At 27.3% G+C, this 24,429-nt stretch carries 25 protein-coding genes; 6 read left to right on the forward strand and 19 right to left on the reverse strand.

Annotated elements, in window-relative coordinates; translation table 11 throughout:
* Nucleotides 1-132 precede the first annotated feature (132 nt).
* From CS899_RS04390 to CS899_RS04415, 6 genes are all read right to left on the reverse strand, one after another.
* Entirely contained in the window at nt 133-972 is an 840-nt protein-coding gene (locus tag CS899_RS04390) for a MetQ/NlpA family ABC transporter substrate-binding protein (protein ID WP_100064947.1), read from the reverse strand.
* Nucleotides 973-983: 11 nt separating this feature from the next.
* Complete coding sequence (locus CS899_RS04395; protein WP_100064948.1) at nt 984-1,640, reverse strand: methionine ABC transporter permease; 657 nt, start codon at nt 1,638-1,640, stop codon at nt 984-986.
* A complete protein-coding gene (locus CS899_RS04400) occupies nt 1,640-2,644 on the reverse strand; it encodes a methionine ABC transporter ATP-binding protein (RefSeq protein ID WP_100064949.1) in 1,005 nt (334 codons plus the stop codon). The genes CS899_RS04395 and CS899_RS04400 overlap by 1 nt, the downstream gene beginning before the upstream one ends.
* A 165-nt stretch (nt 2,645-2,809) precedes the next feature.
* Nucleotides 2,810-3,541: an NAD-dependent protein deacylase gene (locus CS899_RS04405; protein ID WP_100064950.1), complete on the reverse strand. Its 732-nt coding sequence runs from the start codon at nt 3,539-3,541 to the stop codon at nt 2,810-2,812.
* A 10-nt stretch (nt 3,542-3,551) separates the two neighbouring features.
* Nucleotides 3,552-4,013, reverse strand: coding sequence for an 8-oxo-dGTP diphosphatase (locus tag CS899_RS04410; protein ID WP_100064951.1), 462 nt, complete (start codon nt 4,011-4,013; stop codon nt 3,552-3,554).
* 44 nt (nt 4,014-4,057) lie between these two features.
* Entirely contained in the window at nt 4,058-4,474 is a 417-nt protein-coding gene (locus tag CS899_RS04415) for a hypothetical protein (protein ID WP_100064952.1), read from the reverse strand.
* 195 nt (nt 4,475-4,669) lie between these two features.
* Between CS899_RS04415 and CS899_RS04420 the strand changes: the two genes are divergently transcribed.
* Nucleotides 4,670-6,154, forward strand: coding sequence for a carbon starvation CstA family protein (locus tag CS899_RS04420; RefSeq protein WP_100064953.1), 1,485 nt, complete (start codon nt 4,670-4,672; stop codon nt 6,152-6,154).
* Nucleotides 6,155-6,186: 32 nt separating this feature from the next.
* Here CS899_RS04420 and CS899_RS04425 read toward each other — a convergent pair whose 3' ends face one another.
* From CS899_RS04425 to metF, 6 genes are all read right to left on the reverse strand, one after another.
* Entirely contained in the window at nt 6,187-7,251 is a 1,065-nt protein-coding gene (locus CS899_RS04425; RefSeq protein WP_100064954.1) for a YdcF family protein, read from the reverse strand.
* A 45-nt stretch (nt 7,252-7,296) separates the two neighbouring features.
* Complete coding sequence (locus CS899_RS04430; RefSeq protein ID WP_100064955.1) at nt 7,297-7,851, reverse strand: beta-class carbonic anhydrase; 555 nt, start codon at nt 7,849-7,851, stop codon at nt 7,297-7,299.
* 106 nt (nt 7,852-7,957) lie between these two features.
* The gene (gene brnQ, locus CS899_RS04435) at nt 7,958-9,304 is read right to left on the reverse strand and encodes a branched-chain amino acid transport system II carrier protein (protein ID WP_100064956.1); all 1,347 of its coding nucleotides are present in this window, start codon (nt 9,302-9,304) and stop codon (nt 7,958-7,960) included.
* Between the two features lie 133 nt (nt 9,305-9,437).
* Nucleotides 9,438-11,849 (reverse strand): homocysteine S-methyltransferase family protein, encoded by a 2,412-nt coding sequence (locus CS899_RS04440; RefSeq protein WP_100064957.1) that lies wholly within the window; start codon nt 11,847-11,849, stop codon nt 9,438-9,440.
* Between the two features lie 12 nt (nt 11,850-11,861).
* Nucleotides 11,862-12,476, reverse strand: a complete 615-nt coding sequence (locus CS899_RS04445; RefSeq protein ID WP_100064958.1) for a vitamin B12 dependent-methionine synthase activation domain-containing protein — start codon at nt 12,474-12,476, stop codon at nt 11,862-11,864.
* Complete coding sequence (gene metF, locus CS899_RS04450) at nt 12,477-13,346, reverse strand: methylenetetrahydrofolate reductase [NAD(P)H] (RefSeq protein WP_100064959.1); 870 nt, start codon at nt 13,344-13,346, stop codon at nt 12,477-12,479.
* Between the two features lie 201 nt (nt 13,347-13,547).
* Here metF and CS899_RS04455 point away from each other — a divergent pair, with 201 nt between their 5' ends.
* From CS899_RS04455 to CS899_RS04470, 5 genes are all read left to right on the forward strand, one after another.
* Nucleotides 13,548-14,315, forward strand: a complete 768-nt coding sequence (locus tag CS899_RS04455) for an SDR family oxidoreductase (protein WP_100064960.1) — start codon at nt 13,548-13,550, stop codon at nt 14,313-14,315.
* A gap of 131 nt (nt 14,316-14,446) precedes the next feature.
* Entirely contained in the window at nt 14,447-14,893 is a 447-nt protein-coding gene (locus CS899_RS04460; protein WP_100064961.1) for an Hsp20/alpha crystallin family protein, read from the forward strand.
* A gap of 95 nt (nt 14,894-14,988) precedes the next feature.
* Nucleotides 14,989-15,126: a CD1871A family CXXC motif-containing protein gene (locus tag CS899_RS10800; RefSeq protein ID WP_164995845.1), complete on the forward strand. Its 138-nt coding sequence runs from the start codon at nt 14,989-14,991 to the stop codon at nt 15,124-15,126.
* The gene (locus CS899_RS04465; RefSeq protein ID WP_100064962.1) at nt 15,119-15,973 is read left to right on the forward strand and encodes a 4Fe-4S binding protein; all 855 of its coding nucleotides are present in this window, start codon (nt 15,119-15,121) and stop codon (nt 15,971-15,973) included. Before CS899_RS10800 ends, CS899_RS04465 begins: the two co-directional genes overlap by 8 nt.
* Nucleotides 15,954-16,544, forward strand: coding sequence for a TlpA family protein disulfide reductase (locus CS899_RS04470; RefSeq protein WP_100064963.1), 591 nt, complete (start codon nt 15,954-15,956; stop codon nt 16,542-16,544). Before CS899_RS04465 ends, CS899_RS04470 begins: the two co-directional genes overlap by 20 nt.
* Nucleotides 16,545-16,567: 23 nt before the next feature.
* Here CS899_RS04470 and CS899_RS04475 read toward each other — a convergent pair whose 3' ends face one another.
* From CS899_RS04475 to CS899_RS04505, 7 genes are all read right to left on the reverse strand, one after another.
* Entirely contained in the window at nt 16,568-19,153 is a 2,586-nt protein-coding gene (locus CS899_RS04475) for an ABC transporter permease (protein WP_100064964.1), read from the reverse strand.
* 11 nt (nt 19,154-19,164) lie between these two features.
* Nucleotides 19,165-19,833 (reverse strand): ABC transporter ATP-binding protein, encoded by a 669-nt coding sequence (locus tag CS899_RS04480; protein ID WP_100064965.1) that lies wholly within the window; start codon nt 19,831-19,833, stop codon nt 19,165-19,167.
* Between the two features lie 122 nt (nt 19,834-19,955).
* Complete coding sequence (locus tag CS899_RS04485; RefSeq protein WP_164995846.1) at nt 19,956-20,948, reverse strand: sensor histidine kinase; 993 nt, start codon at nt 20,946-20,948, stop codon at nt 19,956-19,958.
* A gap of 1 nt (nt 20,949) precedes the next feature.
* Nucleotides 20,950-21,606 (reverse strand): response regulator transcription factor, encoded by a 657-nt coding sequence (locus CS899_RS04490; RefSeq protein ID WP_100064967.1) that lies wholly within the window; start codon nt 21,604-21,606, stop codon nt 20,950-20,952.
* 91 nt (nt 21,607-21,697) lie between these two features.
* Complete coding sequence (gene sufU / locus CS899_RS04495) at nt 21,698-22,138, reverse strand: Fe-S cluster assembly sulfur transfer protein SufU (RefSeq protein WP_100064968.1); 441 nt, start codon at nt 22,136-22,138, stop codon at nt 21,698-21,700.
* Nucleotides 22,128-23,351: a SufS family cysteine desulfurase gene (locus CS899_RS04500; protein WP_100064969.1), complete on the reverse strand. Its 1,224-nt coding sequence runs from the start codon at nt 23,349-23,351 to the stop codon at nt 22,128-22,130. The genes sufU and CS899_RS04500 overlap by 11 nt, the downstream gene beginning before the upstream one ends.
* A 9-nt stretch (nt 23,352-23,360) precedes the next feature.
* Entirely contained in the window at nt 23,361-24,422 is a 1,062-nt protein-coding gene (locus CS899_RS04505; RefSeq protein ID WP_100064970.1) for a SufB/SufD family protein, read from the reverse strand.
* Between the last annotated feature and the right edge of the window lie 7 nt (nt 24,423-24,429).

Consider the following 24,429-nt stretch of genomic DNA (forward strand, 5'->3'; position numbering starts at 1 on the left):
AATATTTTAATTTTATCTTCAATAAAATGATAACATATATCTGACAAATATTTATCTATTTTTTATCGTTAAATTATTATAATTTTATAGGTTTTTCCCTATACAAAAAAGAGTAGGTTAAACCTACTCTTTTTAAAATGCAGGAACTACTGCTCCTTCATATTTTTCTTCTATAAACTTTTTCGCCTTTTCTGAAGTCATAACTTTAATTAGCTTCTTAATACTTTCATTGTCTTTATTTTCTTCTTTAACTGCAACTATATTAACATAAGGAGTATCATTTCCCTCCATAACAATTGCATCTTCTTTTGGATTTAAATCTACTGTTAAAGCATAGTTTGAGTTAATTACACCTGCATCAACATCAGCATAAGCACTTGGAATATTTACAGCTTGTATTGCAGTAAATTTTAGTTTTTTAGAATTCTCTACAATATTTGCTTCTGTAGCACTTAAATTAGTATTGTCATCTAATTTTATTAATCCTTCTTTTTCTAATAATATTAATGCTCTTCCACCATTTGTAGGATCGTCTGGAATAACTATTTCTGCACCTTCTGGAATTTCATCTAATGATTTATACTTTGTAGAATAAACCCCCATAGGCTCACTATGAATTTCTCCAGCTGTTACTAAATTATAACCTTTTTCTTCATTTTCCTTAGCTAAATATTGCTTATGTTGGAAAAAGTTAGCATCAATATCTCCACTATCTAAAGCTATATTAGGCATTACATAATCGTCAAAATTAACTATTTCAACATCTAATCCTTCAGCATTGAAATCTTCTTTTAAAGCCTCTAAAATTTCTCCATGAGGTGTTGCTGTCGCTCCAACTTTAACTTTTTCTAATTTTTCTTCCGATGATTTTCCTGCAGATTTAGCGCCGTCCTTTTTGTCATCTTTAGAGCCACAACCTACAACTGTCAGCATAGTTAATGCTAATAATAATGCTATAATTTTTTTCTTCATCCTAATCCTCCCTATTTCTTATTTGTCTTTTTATTTAAATAATTTCCAATAACTTGAACAATTTGTACAATTAGTACCATTAATATTACTGATATCCATAATATTGTATATTCTCTTCTTTGGTGTCCATATCTTAAGGCTATTTCTCCTAAACCTCCACCTCCAATAAAACCTGCCATAGCTGAATAACCTATTATGTTTATAATAGTCATAACTACACCATTTATTATCATAGGTATTGTCTCTGGTATCATAACTTTAAATATTATTTGTTTATTTGTTGATCCCATTGCCTTTGCTGCTTCAATAAATCCTTTATCCATATCTAAAAAATAACTTTCCATTATTCGTGCTACAAAAGGTATTGAGCCTATAGTTAAAGGAACTATAAACGCTGTCGGTCCTATAATTTTTCCTACTATTAGTCTAGATAACCCTAATAATATTATAATTAAAATTGCAAAAGGTATAGCCCTAAAAACATTAATTACTGTACTTAAAAAAGTATATATATAATTTGATGGTGATATACCATCCTCTCTTGTTATTGTTAAAATAATTCCTAGTGGTAAACCTAAAATAACTGCAATAATAGATGATACACTTACCATATATAATGTTTGTAAAGTTGCAGGAATTACTATATCTAAAATCTGATTAAAATCCATTATAGTACCTCCGCCTTTACATTTTTTTCTTCAAGATAATCTAGTACCTTTCCTATTTCTTGGTTATCTCCTGTTACTTCCACAATCATATAACCTATGGATTTGTCTGTTACTTTGTTTATCTTACCTTGAATCAAATTAATTGAAGTATTATATTTTTTTACAATTTCACTTAATACTGGCTCTTTTGAAGTGTTATTATCGTAAGTTAATCTTATAAGTTTTCCTTTAAAGTCATTTTTGTTAATTAAGAAATCTTCATCTGACTCTTGCAAGTTTTCTATAAATGACAATGTTCTCTTATTCTTTGGATTTCTAAATAATTCTTCAACAGTATTTTCTTCTATAATTTTTCCATTCTCCATAACTGCAATTCTGTCGCAAATATCTTTAGCAACTTCCATTTGATGTGTAATCATAATAATAGTCATTCCTAATTCTTTTACTATCTTTTTTAAAAGTTCTAGTATTTGCTTAGTATTAGCTGGGTCAAGTGCTGAAGTTCCTTCGTCACTTAATAGTAGCTTAGGTGATGTTGCTATTGCTCTAGCTATTGCAACCCTCTGTTTTTGTCCACCAGATATTTCTGATGGGTAAGCATTTTTTTTATCCACTAAATCTACAAACTCCAAAAGTTCATTTACCCTTGTATCTATTTTTTCTTTATCCATTTTTAATAATTCTAATGGATATGCTATATTTTTATAAACCGTTTTTTGCTCAAATAAATTAAACGATTGGAAAATCATTCCTATGTCTTTTCTTTCCTCTAATAGCTCTTTTTGATTTAATGATGTAATAATTTTATCGTCAATTTTAATAGATCCCGATGTTGGTTCTTCAAGTCTATTTAAACATCTTATTAAAGTTGATTTACCTGCTCCACTTAATCCAATTATTCCATAAATTTCACCTTGTGCAACAGAAAATGATACACTATTTACCGCTTTAAAGATTTTATTTTCAACTTTAAATTCTTTTACAAGATCTTTAACTTCTACCATTGTTCCTCCAATATATAAAAAATTTCTCTAATTAGAGAAATTTTATACACATAATTTTCGCAAAATATTTTAATAACTTTAACCTTAAAGTATAATAAGAGTATATCTTTAAGGTAGCTGTATGTCAATAAAAATGGGGATTCCAGCTATATTAATTTGTAATAACTAGATATCAGATAAGTAGGAAATAATTTCTCCTATATCCTCATGAAATACATAATTAGCCATGTTATCATAATCTGTCCTTTCAGCATTAATTAATACAAGTTTATCTCCCTTATAGTACTTCAAAAAACTTGCTGCTGGATATACTTTTAATGATGTCCCCCCAACTATTAATATATCTGCTTCACTAATTAATTTTACCGCTTTATTAATATTATATTCTTTTAGATTTTCTCCATACAATACAACATCTGGTCTTATTATTCCTTTGCATTCTGAACATTCTATTGTATAATCTAATTTTTTCACATCATCAAAACTATAATTTCTTCCGCAATTTACACAATAAAAATCTCTTAAGTTTCCATGCAGTTCTACTACATTCTTACTCCCTGCTATTTGATGCAATGAATCTATATTCTGAGTTATAATCCCTTTTAATTTTCCTAGCTTTTCAAGTTTAGACAATCCAATATGAGCAGCATTTGGCTTTACATTTTCATATATTAAGTTTTCCTTAATATATTTCATAAAATCTTTAGGATACTTTTCAAAAAACTCATGACTAAGCATATATTCTGGTGAAAAATTGGATTTATTCTTTTGATTATAAAGTCCAGTTGCAGACCTAAAGTCTGGAATACCAGAACTTGTTGAAACACCTGCCCCTCCAAAAAAAACTATATTGTTACTATTTTTCACTTGATTTTTTAACTCTTCTAATATATTCATTAAATACCTCTTACTTCTTATACTCTATATTGACTAATTCACTCTCTCTGTAATAGCCTATTACCTCTTTATATTTTCCCATATAAATTTTCATAATATCATCCATAGAATTAGATTTATCTTTCATTTCTATAAATTCATCTAAATTCTCCCAACTAAGTCTTCCCTCTTTATTATTTTCTATTAATTTGCCTGAAAAAGTATTTGTATAGTAAAGAAGCCCTAGAATTCTTTCATCATTATCCAAATTATACCACTGAATACTTCCTTTTAATTCTAAGTTATTAATGCATAAATTTGTTTCTTCTTTTATTTCTCTAACACAAGAATCTGTTAAGCTTTCAATTTTTTCAACATGCCCTCCTGGAAATGTTAAACCTTCCCATCCTTCTTTTTTTATTTTATCCAATACTAATACTTTATTTGTTTCTAAATTGTGTATCATGCACATATTAGTTAAAATAATCTTCATATTTACCTCCAAAAATAACAAAAAGATGGATACCCATCTTTTTGTTATTTTTTACCTTTATTTTTTTTATTATATTCTTCAAGTTTTTTATTATAATCTTTAATTAAAATATATCTGGTATATCTTTCATTTATAATCATACTCATATTAAATATTAATACTGCTATAACTACATTTAAAGCATATTTATTTGGAATATACAGTATAGACACAAATGCTAATAATGGCAATAACTTATTTATTATTTCTAAGTATTTGTTTTTCTTAACTTTTTGTATGTAAAAATTCTTCTTAATTATACTAAATCTAAAATAAGCAGCTCCTATATAAAGTAAAATTCCAATTATTAAGTATGGTAATCCTAATTCCTTTTTTGCGTATTTATACAAAATAAAAAATACAATAACTGTTACTGCTAATTGAATATTAAATGATAATTTTCTTTTCTTTATAGCATCCATCTTTCTCCCCCCCTTTGAAACATACTAATATCATATTATATTTTCAATATACTTTTCAAGTTATTTTAAATATAACACTATATTTCTTTATTATACATACAGTATTTCATATTTGTTTTTACTTCTCAAAATGTTATAATATTGACAAAGATATTATTTATAATAATATTTATAATTTTATTTAAGGAGGGTATTATGATACTTTTTATTATTGGTTTATTTATGTTAATAGTTGGTGGATATTTTTATGGACGATTTTGTGAAAAAATCTTTGCTCCAGATGATAGGGAAACACCAGCTGTTAAAAATTATGATGGGGTTGACTATGTTCCAATGAAAGATTGGAAAAACAAATTAATAGAACTACTAAATATAGCTGGTACAGGGCCTATATTAGGACCTATACAAGGAATTTTATTCGGTCCTATTGCATTTATAACAATACCAATAGGTTGTGTACTTGCTGGAGCTTTACATGATTATTTTGTTGGTATGATTTCGATGAGAAATGAAGGGGCTCAAGTTCCAAAATTAGTTGATAAATATATGGGAAAAACTACTAATAAAATATACAATATAATTATATGGTTATTAATGTTACTTACAGGAGTAGTTTTTATATATACCCCTGGTGATTTAATAGTAAATGATATTCTAAAAATGGATATTAATTCTAATGTAATATGGATAGTTTATGCTTTAATATTATTATATTATGTAATTTCAACTATATTTCCTATAGACAAAATTATAGGTAGAGTTTATCCTATGTTTGGAGCTGTTTTAATAATCTCTGCAGTTGGTGTATTTATAGGAATAATTAGGGATGGTGGTGCTAATCTTGGTAATTTAACAAATACTGGATTACTTTTTGCTAAACATCCTACTGGTCAAAAATTTATACCAGTGTTCTTTATTACGGTCGCTTGTGGTATAATGTCTGGTTTTCACGGTTCTCAAGCAACTTTAATTTCAAGAACAGTAAAACACGAAAAAGAAGGACGAGGAGTCTTTTACAACATGATGATTGCAGAAGGTTTAATTGCTATGGTTTGGGCTGCAGGAGCTATGGTTCTATTTAATTCTGGAACAGACGTTGCAACTGGAGCAACTGAAATGGTTGGAATTATTTCTAAAAAATTCATGGGAACAGTTGGAGGGTTATTTGCAATTGCTGGTGTAATAGTTCTTCCTATAACTTCAGGTGATACAGCATTTAGAGCTCTAAGATTAATGATAGCTGAACAATTTAATATAGACCAAAAGAAAGCTCATAAAAGAGTTATTCTATCTTTAATAATCTTTATTCCTGCAATAGCTATACTATTTTTTGCTAAATCAAATTCTGATGGATTTAATTTACTTTGGAGATATTTTGGATTTACAAATCAGTTTGTAGCAGTATTTGCTTTGGCTATGATTACCGTTTACTTAAAAGCACATGGTAAAAATTACTGGATATCTATGATTCCTGGACTATATTATACATTTGTGGTTATGTCTTATATTTTCCATGCACCTATAGGTTTTGGCTTAGAAAAACGACTAGGTTTTAATCCTGAAAGTTATACTATTTCTTATATACTAGGTGCTATTTGTGTAATAATATTCTATGTTTTAATAATGAGAATAACAAATAAAAGAAAAGATATAATTTTAGAATTGGATAATTTAAAATAAAAAACAATGAAGATTTAAATCTTCATTGTTTTTTATTTTAAATACTTACTATTTAAATAATTTATTATAACCAAAAACATAAATAATATTGTTAATAAACTTATTTTAATAATATATGATTTTTTCTTCATAAAAATAATTGCAATATACTCTCTTATCATAGCATTTGGTAAGTAATAAAAGGCTGTTTTTGCTCCTATTCCAGTAATTTTTAGACCTATTTTTTTCGCATAAATAGCCGCTCTAAAAACATGATAACTACTTGTTGAAAAAACAGATTTATAATCTTCAATCCCTAATTTATCCATTTTTTCTTTAGAAAACTTGAAATTGTCAATAGTATTTGTTGATTTATCTTCTAAAATTGTATCTATCTTGTTTACTCCCTTATTTATAGCATATTTCTGCATTGCCAAAGCTTCTGAAATTGTTTCATCCTTTCCCTGACCACCAGAAAATATAATTTTAGAATTCTTACCTTTAATTTTTTGTTTATTGTAAAAATCTATAGCTTTATCTATTCTTCCACCTAGTAGCTTTGATACTTCATCTCCATTTATAAGTCCGCTACCTAGAACTATAATATAATCTTTATCATATTTAGGACGATATAGTACATACAATATAGATGATAATAAATAATTAAAAAATGATAGTATAAAATAAATAAGTATTAGAGTAATATACCCACTTAAATATACTACTATAGGATGAATTCTATCAATATTAAATATTGAAATTATATATAAAACTAATAATAATAACCCCATAAATAAAGTCAACATATTTGATAAAGAATGTCTTTCCCTCTTAAATACAATTCTTGCATTTATTAAGCAACCAAACATTAAGATATAGAATCCTAGTACAAATATCAAACTCACTACAATAAATATAAATACTGCTACTATATTTATAATTATACTTTTAAATATTTGGGTCGCTGCTATTATAGTCAATGAAGTAAACATTAAAAAAACATTAAAAATAACTCCATTTATTAACCTTGTTCTATCTTGTTTGTAAGATAATATGAAAATTATTAATATTGCTATGGAAATTCCTAAAATATAATAAAATATGCTTTTATCTTCCATTAATTTCTCCTATTATAATATTTAAAATACAATAATAGTATATATTTAAATGTCTGCTTCTACAATTGTTTCTATTTCTCCTGTAACAGGATCCATAATATACCCGCCTATTTTTACATCTTTTGGCATTAAAGGATGTTCTCTTAGTAACATAACACTATCCATTACAGCTTTTGAAGTAGATTCAAATCCTCCTATCCATGTTTCAACGTCCACTCCACAATATTTCATTGTTTCTATTTCTTCAGGTTTTATTCCCCTTTGTATCATTAACTCTTTAACTTCTTTTCCATCTACTATTTTAGCTCCACATTCTTTGTGTCCAATAATCATAATATTTTCAACATTAAGTTTGTAAACACCTATAAGTAAACTTCTAACAGCTGAACCAAAAGGACTTGTAATAATCCCACCTGCATTTTTTATTAATTTTATATCTCCATTCTTAAAGCCTAATGCAGCTGGTAGTAACTCTACTAATCTTGTATCCATACAAGTTACAACCGCTATTTTTTTATTTGGATATTTATCTGTTCTATAATCTTCATACTTTTTTTCTTCTATAAATTTTTTATTATATTCTAATATTTCCTCTATCATAACTACCTCCAAAAATAAATATTATTAAGATAATATCATAGATAACGTTTTCTAGTAAAGCTAAAAAAAAGAAAAAGAACAAAAACTTTTTCTTTAATAAAGTGTTTTATTTTTTTGATTTAAGTTTTATAATTAATAATCCCATTATAAATCCTGCTATAGAAGGAATTAACCAACCAAATCCTTCTTTAAATAGTGGTAATATTTTTTGAATTACTTTTAATAATTCTTCTATAATAAAATTTTCTTTTATAATTGAAGGCGCTATTTTCAAAGCATCAAAAAAGCTTGCTACTCCTGTAAATAATAATGTTATTTTAAATACTCTTTTATCATTCTTGAATATAGGTGATAAAAATATTAATACCATTAAAATTATTGCAAGTGGATATAAAAAATTTAATACTGGTAAAGATAATTTTATAATTGAATTTAATCCTACATTAGATACTAAAAAGCTTACCAAAGTTACTATACATATAAATTTAAAATAACTTACTCTAGGAAAAATTTTATTAAATGTTTCTGAACAAGCTGTGATAAGTCCAACCGCTGTTTTTAAACAAGCAATTATTACTATAACAGCTAATAAAACTTGTCCAATAAATCCAAAATAATAGTTTGATATCTGATTTAAAGCTATTCCTCCATTTTCAGATATATTTAATTTACCTAAACTACTTGCTCCCATATAAATTAATGATCCGTAAATTATAGACATTAAAATTAATGTAACTATTCCAGATTTCAATGTGTACTTTGCAATTTCTTTCGGTTCTTTTATTCCCAATCCCTTAATACTTTGTATAACTATTATTGAGAATGCTAAAGATGCCAAAACATCCATGGTATTATAACCACCAATAAAGCCTTCTGTAAAAGAATTTTTAACAAAACTATCTTGTACTTCTTGTCCAAAAGCATTGCCCATAGGCTTTATAAATACTATTATTATAAGTATCGATAATAATACTAAAAAAGTTGGGTTTAAAACTTTTCCTACCCAAACCATAATTTTTGATGGTTTAAGTGAAAACAAAAATGCTATTAAATAAAATATAAATGTGAATATAAGTAAAAATAATTTCATTTGCTCATCACTTATAAATGATTTAAGTCCTACTTCAAAAGATACTGTTCCTAGCCTTGGTAAGGCAAAAAATGGTCCTATCGTTAAATATAAAGCTATTGTAAAAAATAAACCAAATTTTTTATTTATTCCACTAGACATTTCATACAAGCCATTTGATTCTGAAATCCCCATTGCTATGGTTCCTAAAAACGGTAATCCAACTGCTGTTATTAAAAAACCAATCATAGCTGGAATTAAATTAGCTCCAGCATTTTGTCCTAGATTTACTGGAAAAATTAAATTTCCTGCTCCAAAAAATAGTCCAAAAAGCATTGAGCCAATTGTTAAATACTCTTTAATTTTATTTCTTTTATTTTCCATACTACCTCCAAACTATATTAGTATACTATAATTATCCTTTATTTAGAAACATATATTGTTACTCTAATGTATCATTATATTAACCCTTACAAAAATAAAAAACCCTTTAATTTCTTAAAGAGTTTTACTTTATTTATAATAAACTTTCTGCATATCTTACAGATTCCATCGCATCTTTTCCATAAAAATCAGCTTTTATCATTTCTGCATATTCTGGTGTAAGAACTGCTCCCCCTACCATTACTTTAGAACTTGGTGATTCTTTTCTAAGTAATTTTATAGTTTCTTCCATTGCAGGTACTGTTGTTGTCATTAAAGCACTAAGTCCAACTAGTGGTACCTGTTTTTCTACAACTGTTTTTACTATTAATTCCGGTTCAATATCTCTCCCCAAATCTATTACATCATATCCATAATTTTCAAGTAATACTTTCACTATATTTTTTCCAATATCGTGAATATCTCCTTTTACTGTAGCTAACACTATTTTGTATTTTTTTTGAGATTCTTTACCTTCTTTTTCCAAATGAATTTTTATATTTTCAAAAGCTTCTTTAGCTGCTTCTGCGCTCATTAAAAGTTGAGGTAAAAACAAAGTTTTCTTTTCAAATCCATCTCCTACAATATCAAGAGCAGGTACTATTTCTTTGTCTATAATTTCTAAAGGTGTTTTTTCTTTTAAAAGTTCCTTTGAAATTATATTTGCTTGTTCTTTTAATCCTTTTATTATAGCTTCTTGTAAATTAGAACTTCCTTCTAATTTACTTCCTATATTATTCTTTATAGAAACTACGTTTCCAGTTTCAATATTTGAAGCAAATTCTATATATTTGCTACATTGAGGATCATAATTTGATAATGCATTAAAAGCATAATAAGTTTTCATCATCTCATGTGAGTTTGGATTCATAATTGCTGCATCTAGTCCCTTTTCTAATGCCATTGCAAAAAATGTTCCATTTATGAAATCTCTATTTGGAAGTCCAAATGAGATATTTGAAACCCCTAAACTTGTTATTCCTCCAAAATCCTTTTTTACTCTTTCCAATGTTCCTAAAGTAGCAAGTGCCGATTTAGTGTCTGCACTAATAGTCATTGCAAGAGAATCTATTATTATGTCTTTTTTATCTATTCCATAACTTTTTGCACAATTATAAATTTTTTCTACTATTTTAATTCTACCTTCTACATCCTCTGGTATTCCATTTTCATCTAAAGTTAAGGCGACTACAAGTCCTCCATACTTAGCCACTAAAGGAAAAATGGCATCCATGCTTTCTTTTTTTCCATTTACAGAATTTACCATAGGTTTACCATTGTATATTCTCATAGCTCTTTCTAGAGCAATATAATCAGATGTATCTATTTGCAAAGGTAAGTCTATAATCGCTTGAATTTCTTGAATTGATTCAACCATCATTTCTACTTCATCAATTTCTGGAAGTCCAACATTTACATCTAGTGCCTCTACTCCTAACTCTTCTTGCTTTACTGCTTCATTTAAAATATAGTTAATATCGTAATTTCTAAGTGCTTCTTTGAATTTTTTCTTTCCTGTTGGATTTATTCTTTCTCCTATTAAGACAGGTCTTTTTCCAAACTCAACAGCATGGGTATAAGAAGATATTAAAGAATTATTTTTCTTAGTAATTTCTTTCACTTCTACATCTTTTGTTTTCTCAATAATTTTTTCTATATATTTTGGAGTTGTACCACAACATCCACCAATTATTCTTGCTCCGCTTTTTACAATTTCTACCATTATATCTGAAAATTCCTCAACATCCACATCATATACTGTTTTACCATTTTCGCTATGTGGTAGACCTGCATTAGGATTTACTATAATTGGCAATGACGAATATTCATTAAAAATCTTAACAATATCTACCATTTGAGCTGGTCCCAAACTACAATTCATTCCTACTGCATCTACCCTTAACCCCTCTAGCATAGCTACCATAGAAATAGGATCTGCCCCTGTCATTAAAGATTTACTTTCATCATAAACATTAGTTACAAACACTGGTAATTTTGAATTCTCTTTTGCAGCTAATACCGCTGCCTTAGTTTCATAGCTGTCATTCATAGTTTCTATAACTATTAGATCAACTTTATTTTTTACTCCTGAATCAACCATTTCTTTAAACACAGAGACCGCATCTTCAAAGTCCAAATCCCCCATTGGTTTCAACAACTTTCCTGTTGGTCCAATATCTAAGGCTATATAATGATCATTATCTTTTCTATCTGTTAATTCTATAGCTTTTCTAACATTATCTACTGCTGCTGATACAATTTCATCTACTGAATATTCATTATCCTCTCCTGAAAATTTAAATGAATTAGCTCCAAATGTATTAGTTAATATAATATTTGAACCTGCATCTAAATATCCTTTATGTAATTCTACTATTTTTTGAGAATTAGTAATATTCCAAAGCTCTGGAAGTTCTCCTGGTTTTAATCCCATTTCTTGTAATACTGAGCCTTGTGCTCCATCAAAATACACTAATTCTTTTTTTATTTTTTCTAATATATTCATATACTCTCCTAGTTAATATATTCCTACTATTGCTGATACAGACTTAGATGGTGTCATTAATAAACTACCATTTAAAACTACCCCTATTTTTTTCGTAACTTCTAATGCTTTGAATATATCCACTTGAAGTTCTAAATCTAAATCCCCATATCCTGGACTAAATCTTGGTTTTAAATTATTACCATTCTTTTCTTCTAAATCTTTTAAAAAACAATTAAAATAATTACAATAATCTTCCACCGCACCTGAACCTATCCCTTGAAATGATAAAGCTTTAACTGGTGATAAATTACTATATCTTTTTATCTTTCTATCTATTCCTAGACCTATTGTAGAAACAAATACATATATTTCTTTGCACCCTTGTAAATTTTTATATAAATTTGCTGAGTTCGTTTTTACAAAACCTAAATCTATTTCGTAATTATCTCTTAATTCTATTTTAAATTTAGAATAACATGTTTTAAAAGTAAACTCTTCCTTTACTTCATCAAATGATTTTTCTACAAGATCATAAATCTCTTTTGTAGCTGATTTTTTATCCTGTCCCATATATCTTATCATTTCATCTTTTCTAAAACCAAAATCTCCTAATTTCGCTTTATGAATATTAATGTTTTCGTTCATTTAATTATTTACTATCTCCGATAAATTATTGTGAATCGCTGAAGCAATTTCTGGTTTGTTCATTGAATAAACGTGAATACCGTTTACTCCATTTGCATAAAGACCTATAATCTGTTCAGTTGCATAAGCTATTCCCGCTTGAGCCATAGCTTTTGGATTATGTCCAAATTTATCTACAACAGTCTTAAATCTTTGTGGCAGGTACGTTCCAGAAAGCTCTACAATTCTTTTTATTTGTTTAGCATTTGTTACTGGCATTATACCAGCTATAACAGGAATATCTATTCCAGCATCTCTTAACTTATATAAAAAATTATACAATATATTATTATCAAAAAACATTTGTGTTATTAGGAACTTACATCCCATATCAACTTTGCTTTTTATAGTTTTTATATCGTCTACAAGATGTTCAGATTCTACATGCCCTTCTGGATAACAAGCCCCTCCTATACAAAAATCTCCAAACTCATTAATATCTTTCATAAGATCACTTGCATAACTATAGTCTCTACTTTTTAAATCTTTCATATGAGAAGGTAAATCTCCTCTTAAAGCTAAAATATTTTCAATATTATTTTCTTTTAATTTTTTTAATTGATTTATGATAGTTTCTTTATTTGAAGTTACACAAGTTAAGTGTGCCAAAGAAGTTACATCTAAATTTTTTTGTATATCTGATGCTATGTCTATAGTATAATCACTAGTTCCACCGCTTGCACCGTAAGTTACACTTATAAAACCAGGATTTAATTTAGCTATTTCTTTTGTTGCTAATTGTACTGACTCAAATCCTGAACTAGTCTTGGGTGGAAAAACCTCATAAGAAATAACTTGCTTTCCATTTTTAAATAAATCTATTATTTTCATTTTACTTTCCCCCTGGTTTATTTAATAATATAACAATTTTATTTATCTTACCACTATGTACAGATATAAACAATTACTATTATCTTATAGTTGGATATAGTGTAAAATTATATCTGTGATACTTTAAATACTTTTTAATAATAAATTTTATTTATTATTAAATTGGGTATCTTATATAACATATAACCAAGGAGGGAATTTATGAAATTAAAAAATAAAGTTGCAGTTGTTACAGGTGCTAGTTCTGGCATGGGAAAAGCCATAGCTCTAGAATTTGCAAAAGAAGGTGCAAAAGTTTTTGCCGTTGCAAGAAGAATTGAAAAATTAAAAGAATTAGAAAAGAATTCAAAAGAATATGAAGGAGAAATTATTCCTATTTCTGCTGATTTAACAGATATGAACGCCTCTTCTCAAATTATTAAAGATGCAAAAATCAGTGCAGGTAAAGTTGATATTCTAGTTAATAATGCTGGGCTTATGGATAATTTTGCAGCCGTAGGTGATTTTGATGATAAGTCTTTAAATAAGATTTTCCAGCTCAATACTTTTTCTCCTTTCTATACATCTAGAGAAGCTGTAAGAATATTTGAAGAACAAGGAAGTGGAAATATTATTAATATAGCTTCTGTTGGTGCACTAAATGGAGGAAGAGGTGGTTCTATATACACGGCTTCAAAACATGCACTAATCGGTTTAACAAAAAATACAGCTTTTATATATGCTAAAAAAAATATAAGATGCAATGCCATATGTCCAGGTGGAGTAACAACAGATATTACATCTGGTGAATTTATGCAAAATATAGATCAAAAAGCTCGTGAAATAATTTTACCAGCTACATCTATTACAAATCCTAGATCTGGCTCACCAGATGAAATTGCAAAAATAGCAGTTTTCTTAGCATCTGATGATTCAAGCTTTATTAATGGAGATGCAATAGTAGCAGATGGTGGTTGGACTGCTTATTAAAAAAAAGAGGCTAATACCTCTTTTTTTTAATTCAATAATTATTGACTATCTTTGACTTTAGGTGTATTATATAAACATAGAAAGTTAAATTTATTTAACCATCTAAATATATTTTATAAGGAGTGGATATTATGTTTAATAAAATTACACCAAGAAGATATAATGGAGTAAGAAGCCAATTTGATGATTTTTATAACGTAATGGACCAATTTTTCAATGACAATTTTATGCCAACTAAGTTTAACAATGAATCTATATTCAAAGTAGATATCCAAGACTTAAAAGATTCATATTTAGTTGAGGCGGACCTACCAGGGTATAATAAAGATGAAATAAGTCTTCATCTAGAAAAAGGTAATCTAACTATCTCCGTTAATAAAAATGAAGAATTAGATAAATCTGATGAGGAAAAAAACTATATTCACAAAGAAAGAAAAACTTCTTCAATGTCTAGGTCAATGTACTTTGATAATATTGATGAAGAAGATTTGAAGGCAAAATTAGAAGATGGAGTTTTAAAAATTAAAATCCCTAAAAACAAAAAAGAAAATAATTCTAAAAAAATTGAAATTGAATAAGTAAATATAACTAAGGAAAGCTTAAATTATTGGCTTTTCTTTTTTATTTTATAAATATCTGTTTTCCATTATAATAATAAAAGGGAGTAGATTTTATGAAAGAAAAGTATATAAACAAAATAACTATATCACTTGGTATAGTTTTTATAATAATAGGCATTTTACAAAATGATTATCATGATGCATTAATGAAAGCAATATTTGTATGTTTGGAGTGTATAGGCATTGGCTAAACTAAATTTACCTACTAAAAGAAAGTTAGTACAATTATTTACTGCATTTTTATATAATTCAGATATTGTTAACTTTGCAAATCAAACAATTAGTCAAAACCAAACTAAGGGAATTTGTGTTCCTGGATTAAACTGTTACTCTTGTCCAGGAGCTATTGGTTCTTGTCCTTTGGGAAGCTTACAATTTGCTATTGCTAAAATTTCTAATAAATTACCTTTTTACACAGTGGGAACTTTACTTATATTAGGAAGTTTTTTAGGTAGATTAATTTGTGGTTTTCTTTGTCCTTTTGGCCTTATACAAGAGATATTATATAAAATACCTACACCTAAACTTAAAAAAAATAAATTTACAAGAAAGCTAACAAGTTTAAAATATATTTTTCTTGTCTTATTTATACTTGTTTTACCTATTATTCTTAATACACCAGCATTCTGTAAATACATATGCCCTGCTGGTACAATAGAAGCTGGCATCCCTTTAGTAATATTTGGGAATCAATTTGATAATATAGTAGGCTTTTTATTTAATTGGAAACTTGCTCTGGCTATTTTTATAGTTCTCATGTGTATATTTGTCTATCGTGGGTTTTGTAAATTTATTTGTCCTCTTGGAGCTATCTATTCATTTTTCAACAAATATTCTATATTTGGAATCACAGTTAATGAAAAAAAATGTATAAATTGTTCAAAATGTGTTAAGGTATGTAAAATGGATATAAAAGTTGTTAATGACAGAGAATGTATTAACTGTGGAGAATGTATAAGCTATTGTCCAACTGATGCAATTCACTGGAAAAAACTAACTAAAAAAGGAGAAAATAAAATTGAAAAAAAGAATACTTAGTTTACTATTAATGTTTATATTAATTACAACTGTATCTTGTTCAAAAGATAATAAAAAAAATACCAGAACACTAAAGTCCAATACACCTACTACTGAAAGTGTAAATAATTCTGAAGTTAGTGAAGCAACAAACAACCCTAATACCGAAGGATTTGAAGAAGGAAATTTAGCTCCAGACTTTGAAGTTAAACTATTATCTGGAGAAACTGTAAAACTTTCTGACTTCAAAGGAAAACCAGTACTACTAAATTTTTGGGCAACTTGGTGTGGACCTTGTAAGTTTGAAATGCCCGATTTTCAAAAACTTCATGAAGAATATGGAGAAAATTTAATTATATTATCCGTAAATATTGGTGAGTCAGAAAATGAAGTAAAAAAATATATAGATGAAAATAATTTCTCTTTTGGTATTGGTTTAGATGAAATGGGAGAAACAGGATATCCTGTAATGGCTCTTCCAACAACCTTCTTACTAGATAAGGACGGTAGAATAAATTTTTCTGCTCAGGGAGTACCTTCTGAAGATGTACATGGTTTTTATAAAGAAAAAATAGACTCATTGTTAAAATAAAAAGAAGCCTCAAGGCTTCTTTTTTATTCACCGCTTAATCTAAGTCTTTCTATAACACTTTCCTTATCTATTTGTTTGTATAAAATTAATGGTACTATTACACATATTGCAAATAAAATTACTATAACTATGCCCATTGGAATATATGGAAATATAAATTTAGCATAACCTACATTAGATTTTAAAACTTTAAAAGCTAAAATTATTATTCCTGTTCCTACAGTAACTAACAATATTGACACTATTAAACTATAGTATAATCCCTCTGTTGTTAATAATTTTCTAAGTTGCTTTCGCGTAATTCCTATACTTTCTAAAGTAGCTATTTCTTGCCTTCTACTTAGAATATTTGTTACTACAGTATTTAAATAATTAACAAGCCCTAACATTATAAGAAGACCGGAAACTGTATACATTACTATTTTCATAGTCTTAATCTCATCTTGTGCTGCTTCTAAGCTTTCTGATTTAACATGCATAAAAAATCCTTTCTCTTCCCATTCTGAAATGCCTATTTTTTCTTTTAGCTTTCCTTCAAATATTTTTAATTTCTTTTCTACTCTAGGTTCTTTTTCTTCTTCAACATATATGTTAATTCTTCCAGGTTTTTTCAATACTCTTAATTTATCAATAGCTTTTTCACTAACAAATAATTCGTTACCATTTTGTATTTTGTATCCAAAGTGTTTTTCTGGAAACCCTTCAGGACGAGTATCAACATACCCACCAAAATTCATTTCAACAGTATTACTCCCATCAATATTTTCAATAGTAAATTTTTCTCCTATTAATGATTTAGAAGATTCTAGTAATTTTTTTGAAAGTTCTTCTCCCTCGCTACAAATAGCACTTGTTCCATTTTTAAGTCCTTCTATGTCTATATTTATATTATTCTTTTTTACGTAATTTTCTAATTTATTTAAATAATTATCATCTACTATTACTATAGTTGCGTAATAATCATTTTTTATTTCTTCTAATCTTTCTTTATCATCTTCAGATTTTTCTGGAGATAGTCTTTTAGATTTAATACTAGGATTCCAAACTGATTCTGAAGAATTTAATTTAGCATAATCAACATAAATTACATCCACTTCTTTTACACCATCAATATTTTTAAAATATTCTATGTCCTCATTTGTAATAGCCATATAGTGTTTATCATAATTATCATTAAGGGGAGAATATCCTGATGACATTTCAAAATCTGGAAACAATTTAAAATTATTAGTATAATCTAGTGCTGAAGTTGTTAATATAGATATTAGTCCTATAGTAAGTCCAACAAATAGTGAAGTTATAGTAAATATTAAACTTTTTTTGTTCCTTATAACATTTCTCCAAGCCATGTTTTTAATTTCATCACCTTTAAAATTCTTATTCTTTCTTTTTTGGTTTGTAACTTTTACATTTACAAACTTTGTTGATTCTATTGGTGAAATTTTACTAGCTTTTCTTGCTGGACCTATTACGCTAATAAATAAAATAATAAATGCTATAATGATAGTTATTAACATAAAAATCCAGTTAAATTTAACAATGTTAGAAGATACACCATAGTTATCTAAATAATACTTAGATAATACTTTGGGAAGTAGTATTTTTATTACTACTGCACTAACACCTACACCTAAAGTCACTCCAAAACACCCTATTCTTAATGTCTGTTTATATAATATTTTTCTAATTTGTTTATTTGTAGCTCCTATGGTTTTTAATAAACCATAATGTCTAATATCTTTAGCTATAGAAATAGACATTACATTGTAATTTAGTAAAAATACACAAAATAGTATTAAGGCTATAGCTATAATTGCTATTCCATAACCTCCTGTAGTTCTCATTATTACATTATAGTTTACTGAATTTTCACTTGTAAATTTTTGGACTTCATCTGTAGTTTCTATATCTTTATATAGTCTTTCTTCAACTTCTTCCCAAGAATACCAACTTTTCTGTCTAATTAATAATTTGCTTGGTTCATTCATACTATATCCCAACTTTTCTTGGTATCCTTCTGTAAAAAAACCAATAGACGGCCATATAGGATTTACGTATTCAGTATAATATCCACTTAATTTAAAAGTTTGAAAGTCGGATTTGTTTTTATCCATGTACACTTCAATATCTATATCCATACCAAGTTTAGGATTTTTTATTCCTAATTCTTCTAATCCTCTTATAGATAACATTATTTCATCGTCTTTTTTAGGATAACTACCATGAATATCACTATAAGCTGGTATGTACATATCTTCAAAAGCTACTTTGTCAGCTACTACACAAACAAAGGCATCTCTTCCATTTCCCCTTCCTTTAGCAAAATTATTTACTACTCCAACTTCATCTATATAATTCAAGTTTTTTATTTTTTCTGTTTGTTCTTTTGTAGGATAATCTAATATAGTTGATGCATTGCTTCCCTCGTGTCTTACTTCAGACAAATATTCTGCATCTATTCTACCTTTCATAATACTAAAAACACAAAATACTATTATTACTGCTACAGCTACAGCTCCTATCATAAGTCTATTTCTAGACTTGCTATATTTATAACTGGATTTTGCTAAAGCACTAATAATCTCACGGTTATTATTTCTCAATTGCATAACGTCCTCCTTTAATTACTAGAAACTTTACCATCTTCTATTCTAATGATACGGTCTGCCATTTGTGCAACTTCTTCGTTGTGTGTAACAACTGCTATTGTTTGATTAAATTCATAGGCTAATGCTTTTAATAAAATTATTACTTCCATGCTACTTTTTGAGTCTAAATTTCCTGTTGGTTCATCAGCAAGTACTATTGCTGGCTTTGAAGACAATGCTCTTGCTATTGCCACACGTTGCTGTTGTCCACCAGATAACATGTTAGGCATGCTTTCAATTTTATCTTCTATCTTTAATTTTTCTACAATAGACTTTATATAGTGTTCTTCTATTTCCATACCATCTAACTTTAAAGGTAGTACTATATTTTCATAAATATTTAATACTGGTATTAAGTTATAGCTTTGAAATACAAATCCTATATTTCTTCTTCTAAATATAGTAAGATCATCGTTTTTTAAAGAACTAAGTTTTTTACCTCTAACAAAAACTTCTCCACTTGTTGGATAATCTAGTCCACCTATCATATTCAATAGAGTACTTTTCCCACTTCCAGAACTACCTACTATTGCAATAAACTCTCCTTCTTCTATTTCTATACTTGCATTGTCTAGTGCATAAACTTTGAACTCTCCTTGTTTATAAATCTTAGTTAAGTTTTCTGTTTTTATAATTTCCATAATTTTCTCCTTTAACTGTATTTATCTTGTTACTAAAATTATAGAATACAGTTCTAACAATCTTCTAACATTTTATGTATAATGTGCTAACAAAAAATAGACTTATATTATGTAAGTCTATTTTAGAGATATATTTGCATTTTTAGTCCTGGATTTTCTCTTTTAACTTTTATAAATCCTCCATGTTTTAGGATTATTTCCCTTGCCAAGTACAACCCTATTCCAAAACCTTCTTCGTTAGTTACTTTTCCTCCACGGTAGAATCTTTTAAAGATTTTATTTTCTTCGCCTTTTCCTATACCTATTCCATAATCTCTTATAGAAATTTCTGTAAACATGTCTGTTTTATTTATATTTATTTCTATTTTTGAATTTATAGGAGAATATTTTATGCTATTATCAAGTATATTAGATAATACTTCCTCTATCCAGTTTACATCGTGCTCTACTTGTATATTTTCTTTTTTATTAAATAAAATATTAATATTCTTTTCTTTTGCTTTTTCATGTACATGCAACATTGCATTTAAAATTGTTTGATTTAACTCATTATTAGTTTTTTTTATTTGAATTAACTTATTTTCAAAGCGAGATATTTTTATAAAACTTTCTATTAAAAAATCTATTTTTTCTTCAGAATATATAATTGCATTTGTATATTTATTTTTTTCTTCATCTGAAATATTTTCTCCCTGTAGGAAATTTGAATATGTTTTTATATTTAAAAGCGGTGTCCTTAATTGGTGTGCTATTTCTGAAATAAGCTCTTGCATATTTTTACTATCATTTACAATTTTTTTGTTATATTCATTTACCCATATTGATAATTTATTTAATTGATGTTCTATTTTAGATGTTATTTCTTCTGAATTTTCTTTCAATAATTTACTTTCACCATTATTCATTATTTCTTCTATTGCCTTTGAAACCAATACAACTTCTTTTTCAAAACTTTTTCTTTCTAAAAATAGTAAAATAATACTAAAAAACCATATCAAAATAAATATAGGTATTAAAATTATTTGTTTTGTCGTAATTATAGAAAATATTGATATTATTATAAAAATAATACTCCAAACAATAATTATAATATTTCTATTTGTAATTTTTTTCATATTATTCTCCAAAAACATAACCCATACCAAATATATTTTTTATAAATATAGGATTATTATAGTCTGGTTCTATTTTCTTTCTAAGCCTGTTTATAGTTACACTTACAGTATTATCTACAACAAAATTACCATCTATATCCCATATTTCTTGTAATATTAATTCCTTAGAAATAACTTGTCCTATATTATTTGATAAATATTCTAAAAGTTTATACTCTTTTGCTGTTAATTTTATTAATTTATCTTTGTACAAAACTTGTTTTTTATTATAGTCAATTTTAAGTAGTTTATATTCAAATATTTCATTTTCTTTAATTCTTCTTAAAACTACATGAATTCTTCTTTTCAATATTTCTATTGAAAATGGCTTTACAATATAATCTTCACAACCTTGGTCATATGCCTTAATCATATCTATTTCAGTATCTCTAGCTGTTAAAAATATTATTGGTATATCTTTTACTTTTTCAGATATAGAAAATCCTAAACCATCTGGCAAATTTATATCTAGTAACAAAATATCTATATTTTTTTCTATTAATTCTAACCCTTCTTTAACAGATAATACACCTATAGCCTTAAATCCATCTTTTTCTAGTGAAATGCATAATGCTTCGTTTAAAAGTTTATCATCTTCAACGATACCTACTGTAATCAAAATTACACTCCTTATAATAATAACTTAGTAATATTATTTAATTTATCAGATAAATCCAATACCTTCAATCTTATAATAAAAAAAGAAGCTACTAAGCTTCTTTTTTTTCGTCTAATGCTTCTTTTAATGTGTGCCATGCAAGTACTGCACATTTTACTCTTGCAGGCATTGTTGAAATATTTTTAAATACTATTCCTTCTTCTAATTCTTCTTCAAGAAGTTCTTCATCATCAACTTCTCCTCTTATCATTTTTAGAAAAAGGTCTAGCTTTTCATATGCTTCTTCTACTTTTAATCCTTTTATATCATCTATCATTATAGAAGTTGAAGCTTGGCTTATTGCACAACCTATTCCTGTATAAGCTGCATCTTTTACAATACCATCTTCTATATTTAACCTTAGAGTTATATCATCACCACAACTAGGATTATGTCCTCTTTCCTCTAGTGTATAAGGATTTAGTTCTCTTTTATTTCTTGTATCTTGATTATGTTCAAGTATTACTTCTGAATATAGTTGATTAAGATCCATACCCCATTACACTCCTAACTGTTTTTAATTTCTCTATAAAATATTTTGCTTCTTCCATATCATTATAAAAATACGGACTTATTCTATTTGATGCTGGTACTCCTAAATATTTTCCAAGTGGCTGTGCACAGTGATGTCCTGAACGTATTGCTATTCCATAATTATCTAATATTGTAGCAACGTCATGTGGATGTACTCCATCTATTGTAAATGCTATTACTCCATATTTTTCTTTATAATCTTTTGTTCCTATAACATTTACTCCTGGTATTTGCAGCATTTCTTCTAAAAGATATTTCATTAATTCTCTATTGTTATTTTCTATATATTCATATCCTACATTTTTAAGATAATCTATTGCTGCTTTTAATGAAACTGCTCCCTCTACATTTTGAGTTCCTGCTTCAAATTTAAATGGAATTTCAGCAAATGTTGTACTTTGTTCTTCTACATATTCTATCATATCTCCACCTAGTAGAAATGGTTCTATACTATTTAGTATTTCTTTTTTCCCGTAAAGAACTCCTATTCCTAATGAAGATAACATTTTATGCCCTGAAAATGTATAAAAGTCACAATCTAACTCTTTAACGTCAACTTTCATATGAGGGACCGCTTGTGCTCCATCTACAATTGTTATTGCTCCAACTTCATGTGCTTTTTTTATTAGTTTTTCTACTGGAAACTTTATTCCTAGAACATTACTTACATGAAGCATTGAAACTATTTTTGTATTTCCATCTATCTTGTTAAAGTCTTCTTCTAATAAATGTCCTGTTTCTTTATCTATATAAATATACTCTAAAATTGCTCCTGTTTTTTCAGCAACTCTTTGCCAAGGAACTATATTTGAATGGTGTTCAGCTATTGTTATAACTATTTTATCACCCTTTTTTAATCTTGGTTCAGCAAATGACCTGGCTATTAAATTCATTGCCTCACTACCATTTTTAGTATATATTATATTTTCTGTTCCCTCAGCATTTATAAATTCTTTAACTGCCTTTTTTGAATTTTCATATTCTTCTGTTGCTTTTACTGAAAGTATATGTGCAGCTCTGTGAGGATTTCCATTGTAATTTGTATTATATTCATAAACTGCATTTAAAACAGAATTTGGTTTTTGAGATGTAGCTGCATTATCAAAATAAACTAATTTTTTTCCGTTAAATTCTTTGTTTAGTATTGGAAAATCTTTTTTGAATTTATTCATACACCCCTCCTATACTGTTTCTAGTTTACTGTCTAAACTGTCTAATACAAATTTCTTTAATTCTTCATTTTTAATTTCATCTACTATTGGTCTAAACGAAGCTTCGACTATCATTCTTTTTGCTTCTTGTTCACTAAACCCTCTACTCATTATATAGAAAAGTATACTTTCATCAACTTGTCCTGCACTTGCAGCGTGATTTCCCATAACATCATCTTCACCAGCTAAAAGTATTGGTATCGCAAAAGATTTTACTTTATCATTTAATAGTATTACATTTTCTTGCTCATCACCTGTTGAGCCTGAACATCCTTTTATATAGTCAAGCGTTCCTCTAAAATATTTTTTAGCTCTATCTTTTAATGCACCTTTTACTATAAAGTTACCCTTTGCATTTTTTCCATAAAATCTAATATTATTATAAATATCTGTTATAGACGAATTTTCTCCTATATAAATTGCTTTTAAATCTGCGTCAGAATTATCTCCTTTTAAATCTGTAACAAAATGATATAAACTTTCATTCCCACCTATATTTATCATAAGATAATCTACTTTAGCATTTTCTTCTAATTTACTATATCTATGTTCAATATGTCTAATTTCACCTTGTCTTTGAACTTTTACTATAGTAATTTTTGAATTTTTTTCAGCAAATACTCTTGAAAGTACATTTGTGTATGCTTCTTTAAAATCTCCACTATAATCCATTATTATTTGAATCTCTGAGTTTTCTTCTGCATATATTGATATATCTCCTATTAAAGTAGGATTTTTTTCTTCAACTTTAAAATCCAAGTAAATATCTAACTTTTCACCAGATTTACCATGTATATATCTTTTGTAATTTGCTCTATCTATTACTTCTTTTAAAGATTCTTTGCTTGCTCCTACAAAATCTTTAGGTAGCTCTATTTCATTAAATTGTTGTCTATCTAAAACATATTCTTTACCAGTCTTTACAACTTCATGTGCATAAAAATTATATTTAACATCAAAATCATCTAATGTAATACTATTGGCCTTTGTCCATCTAAAGGTTGTCACTGGAAGTTCATTGTATATTGTCATCTTATCC

Origin of the sequence: Miniphocaeibacter massiliensis (assembly GCF_900232905.1) — a bacterium.
Taxonomy (GTDB): Bacteria; Bacillota; Clostridia; order Tissierellales; family Peptoniphilaceae; genus Miniphocaeibacter; species Miniphocaeibacter massiliensis.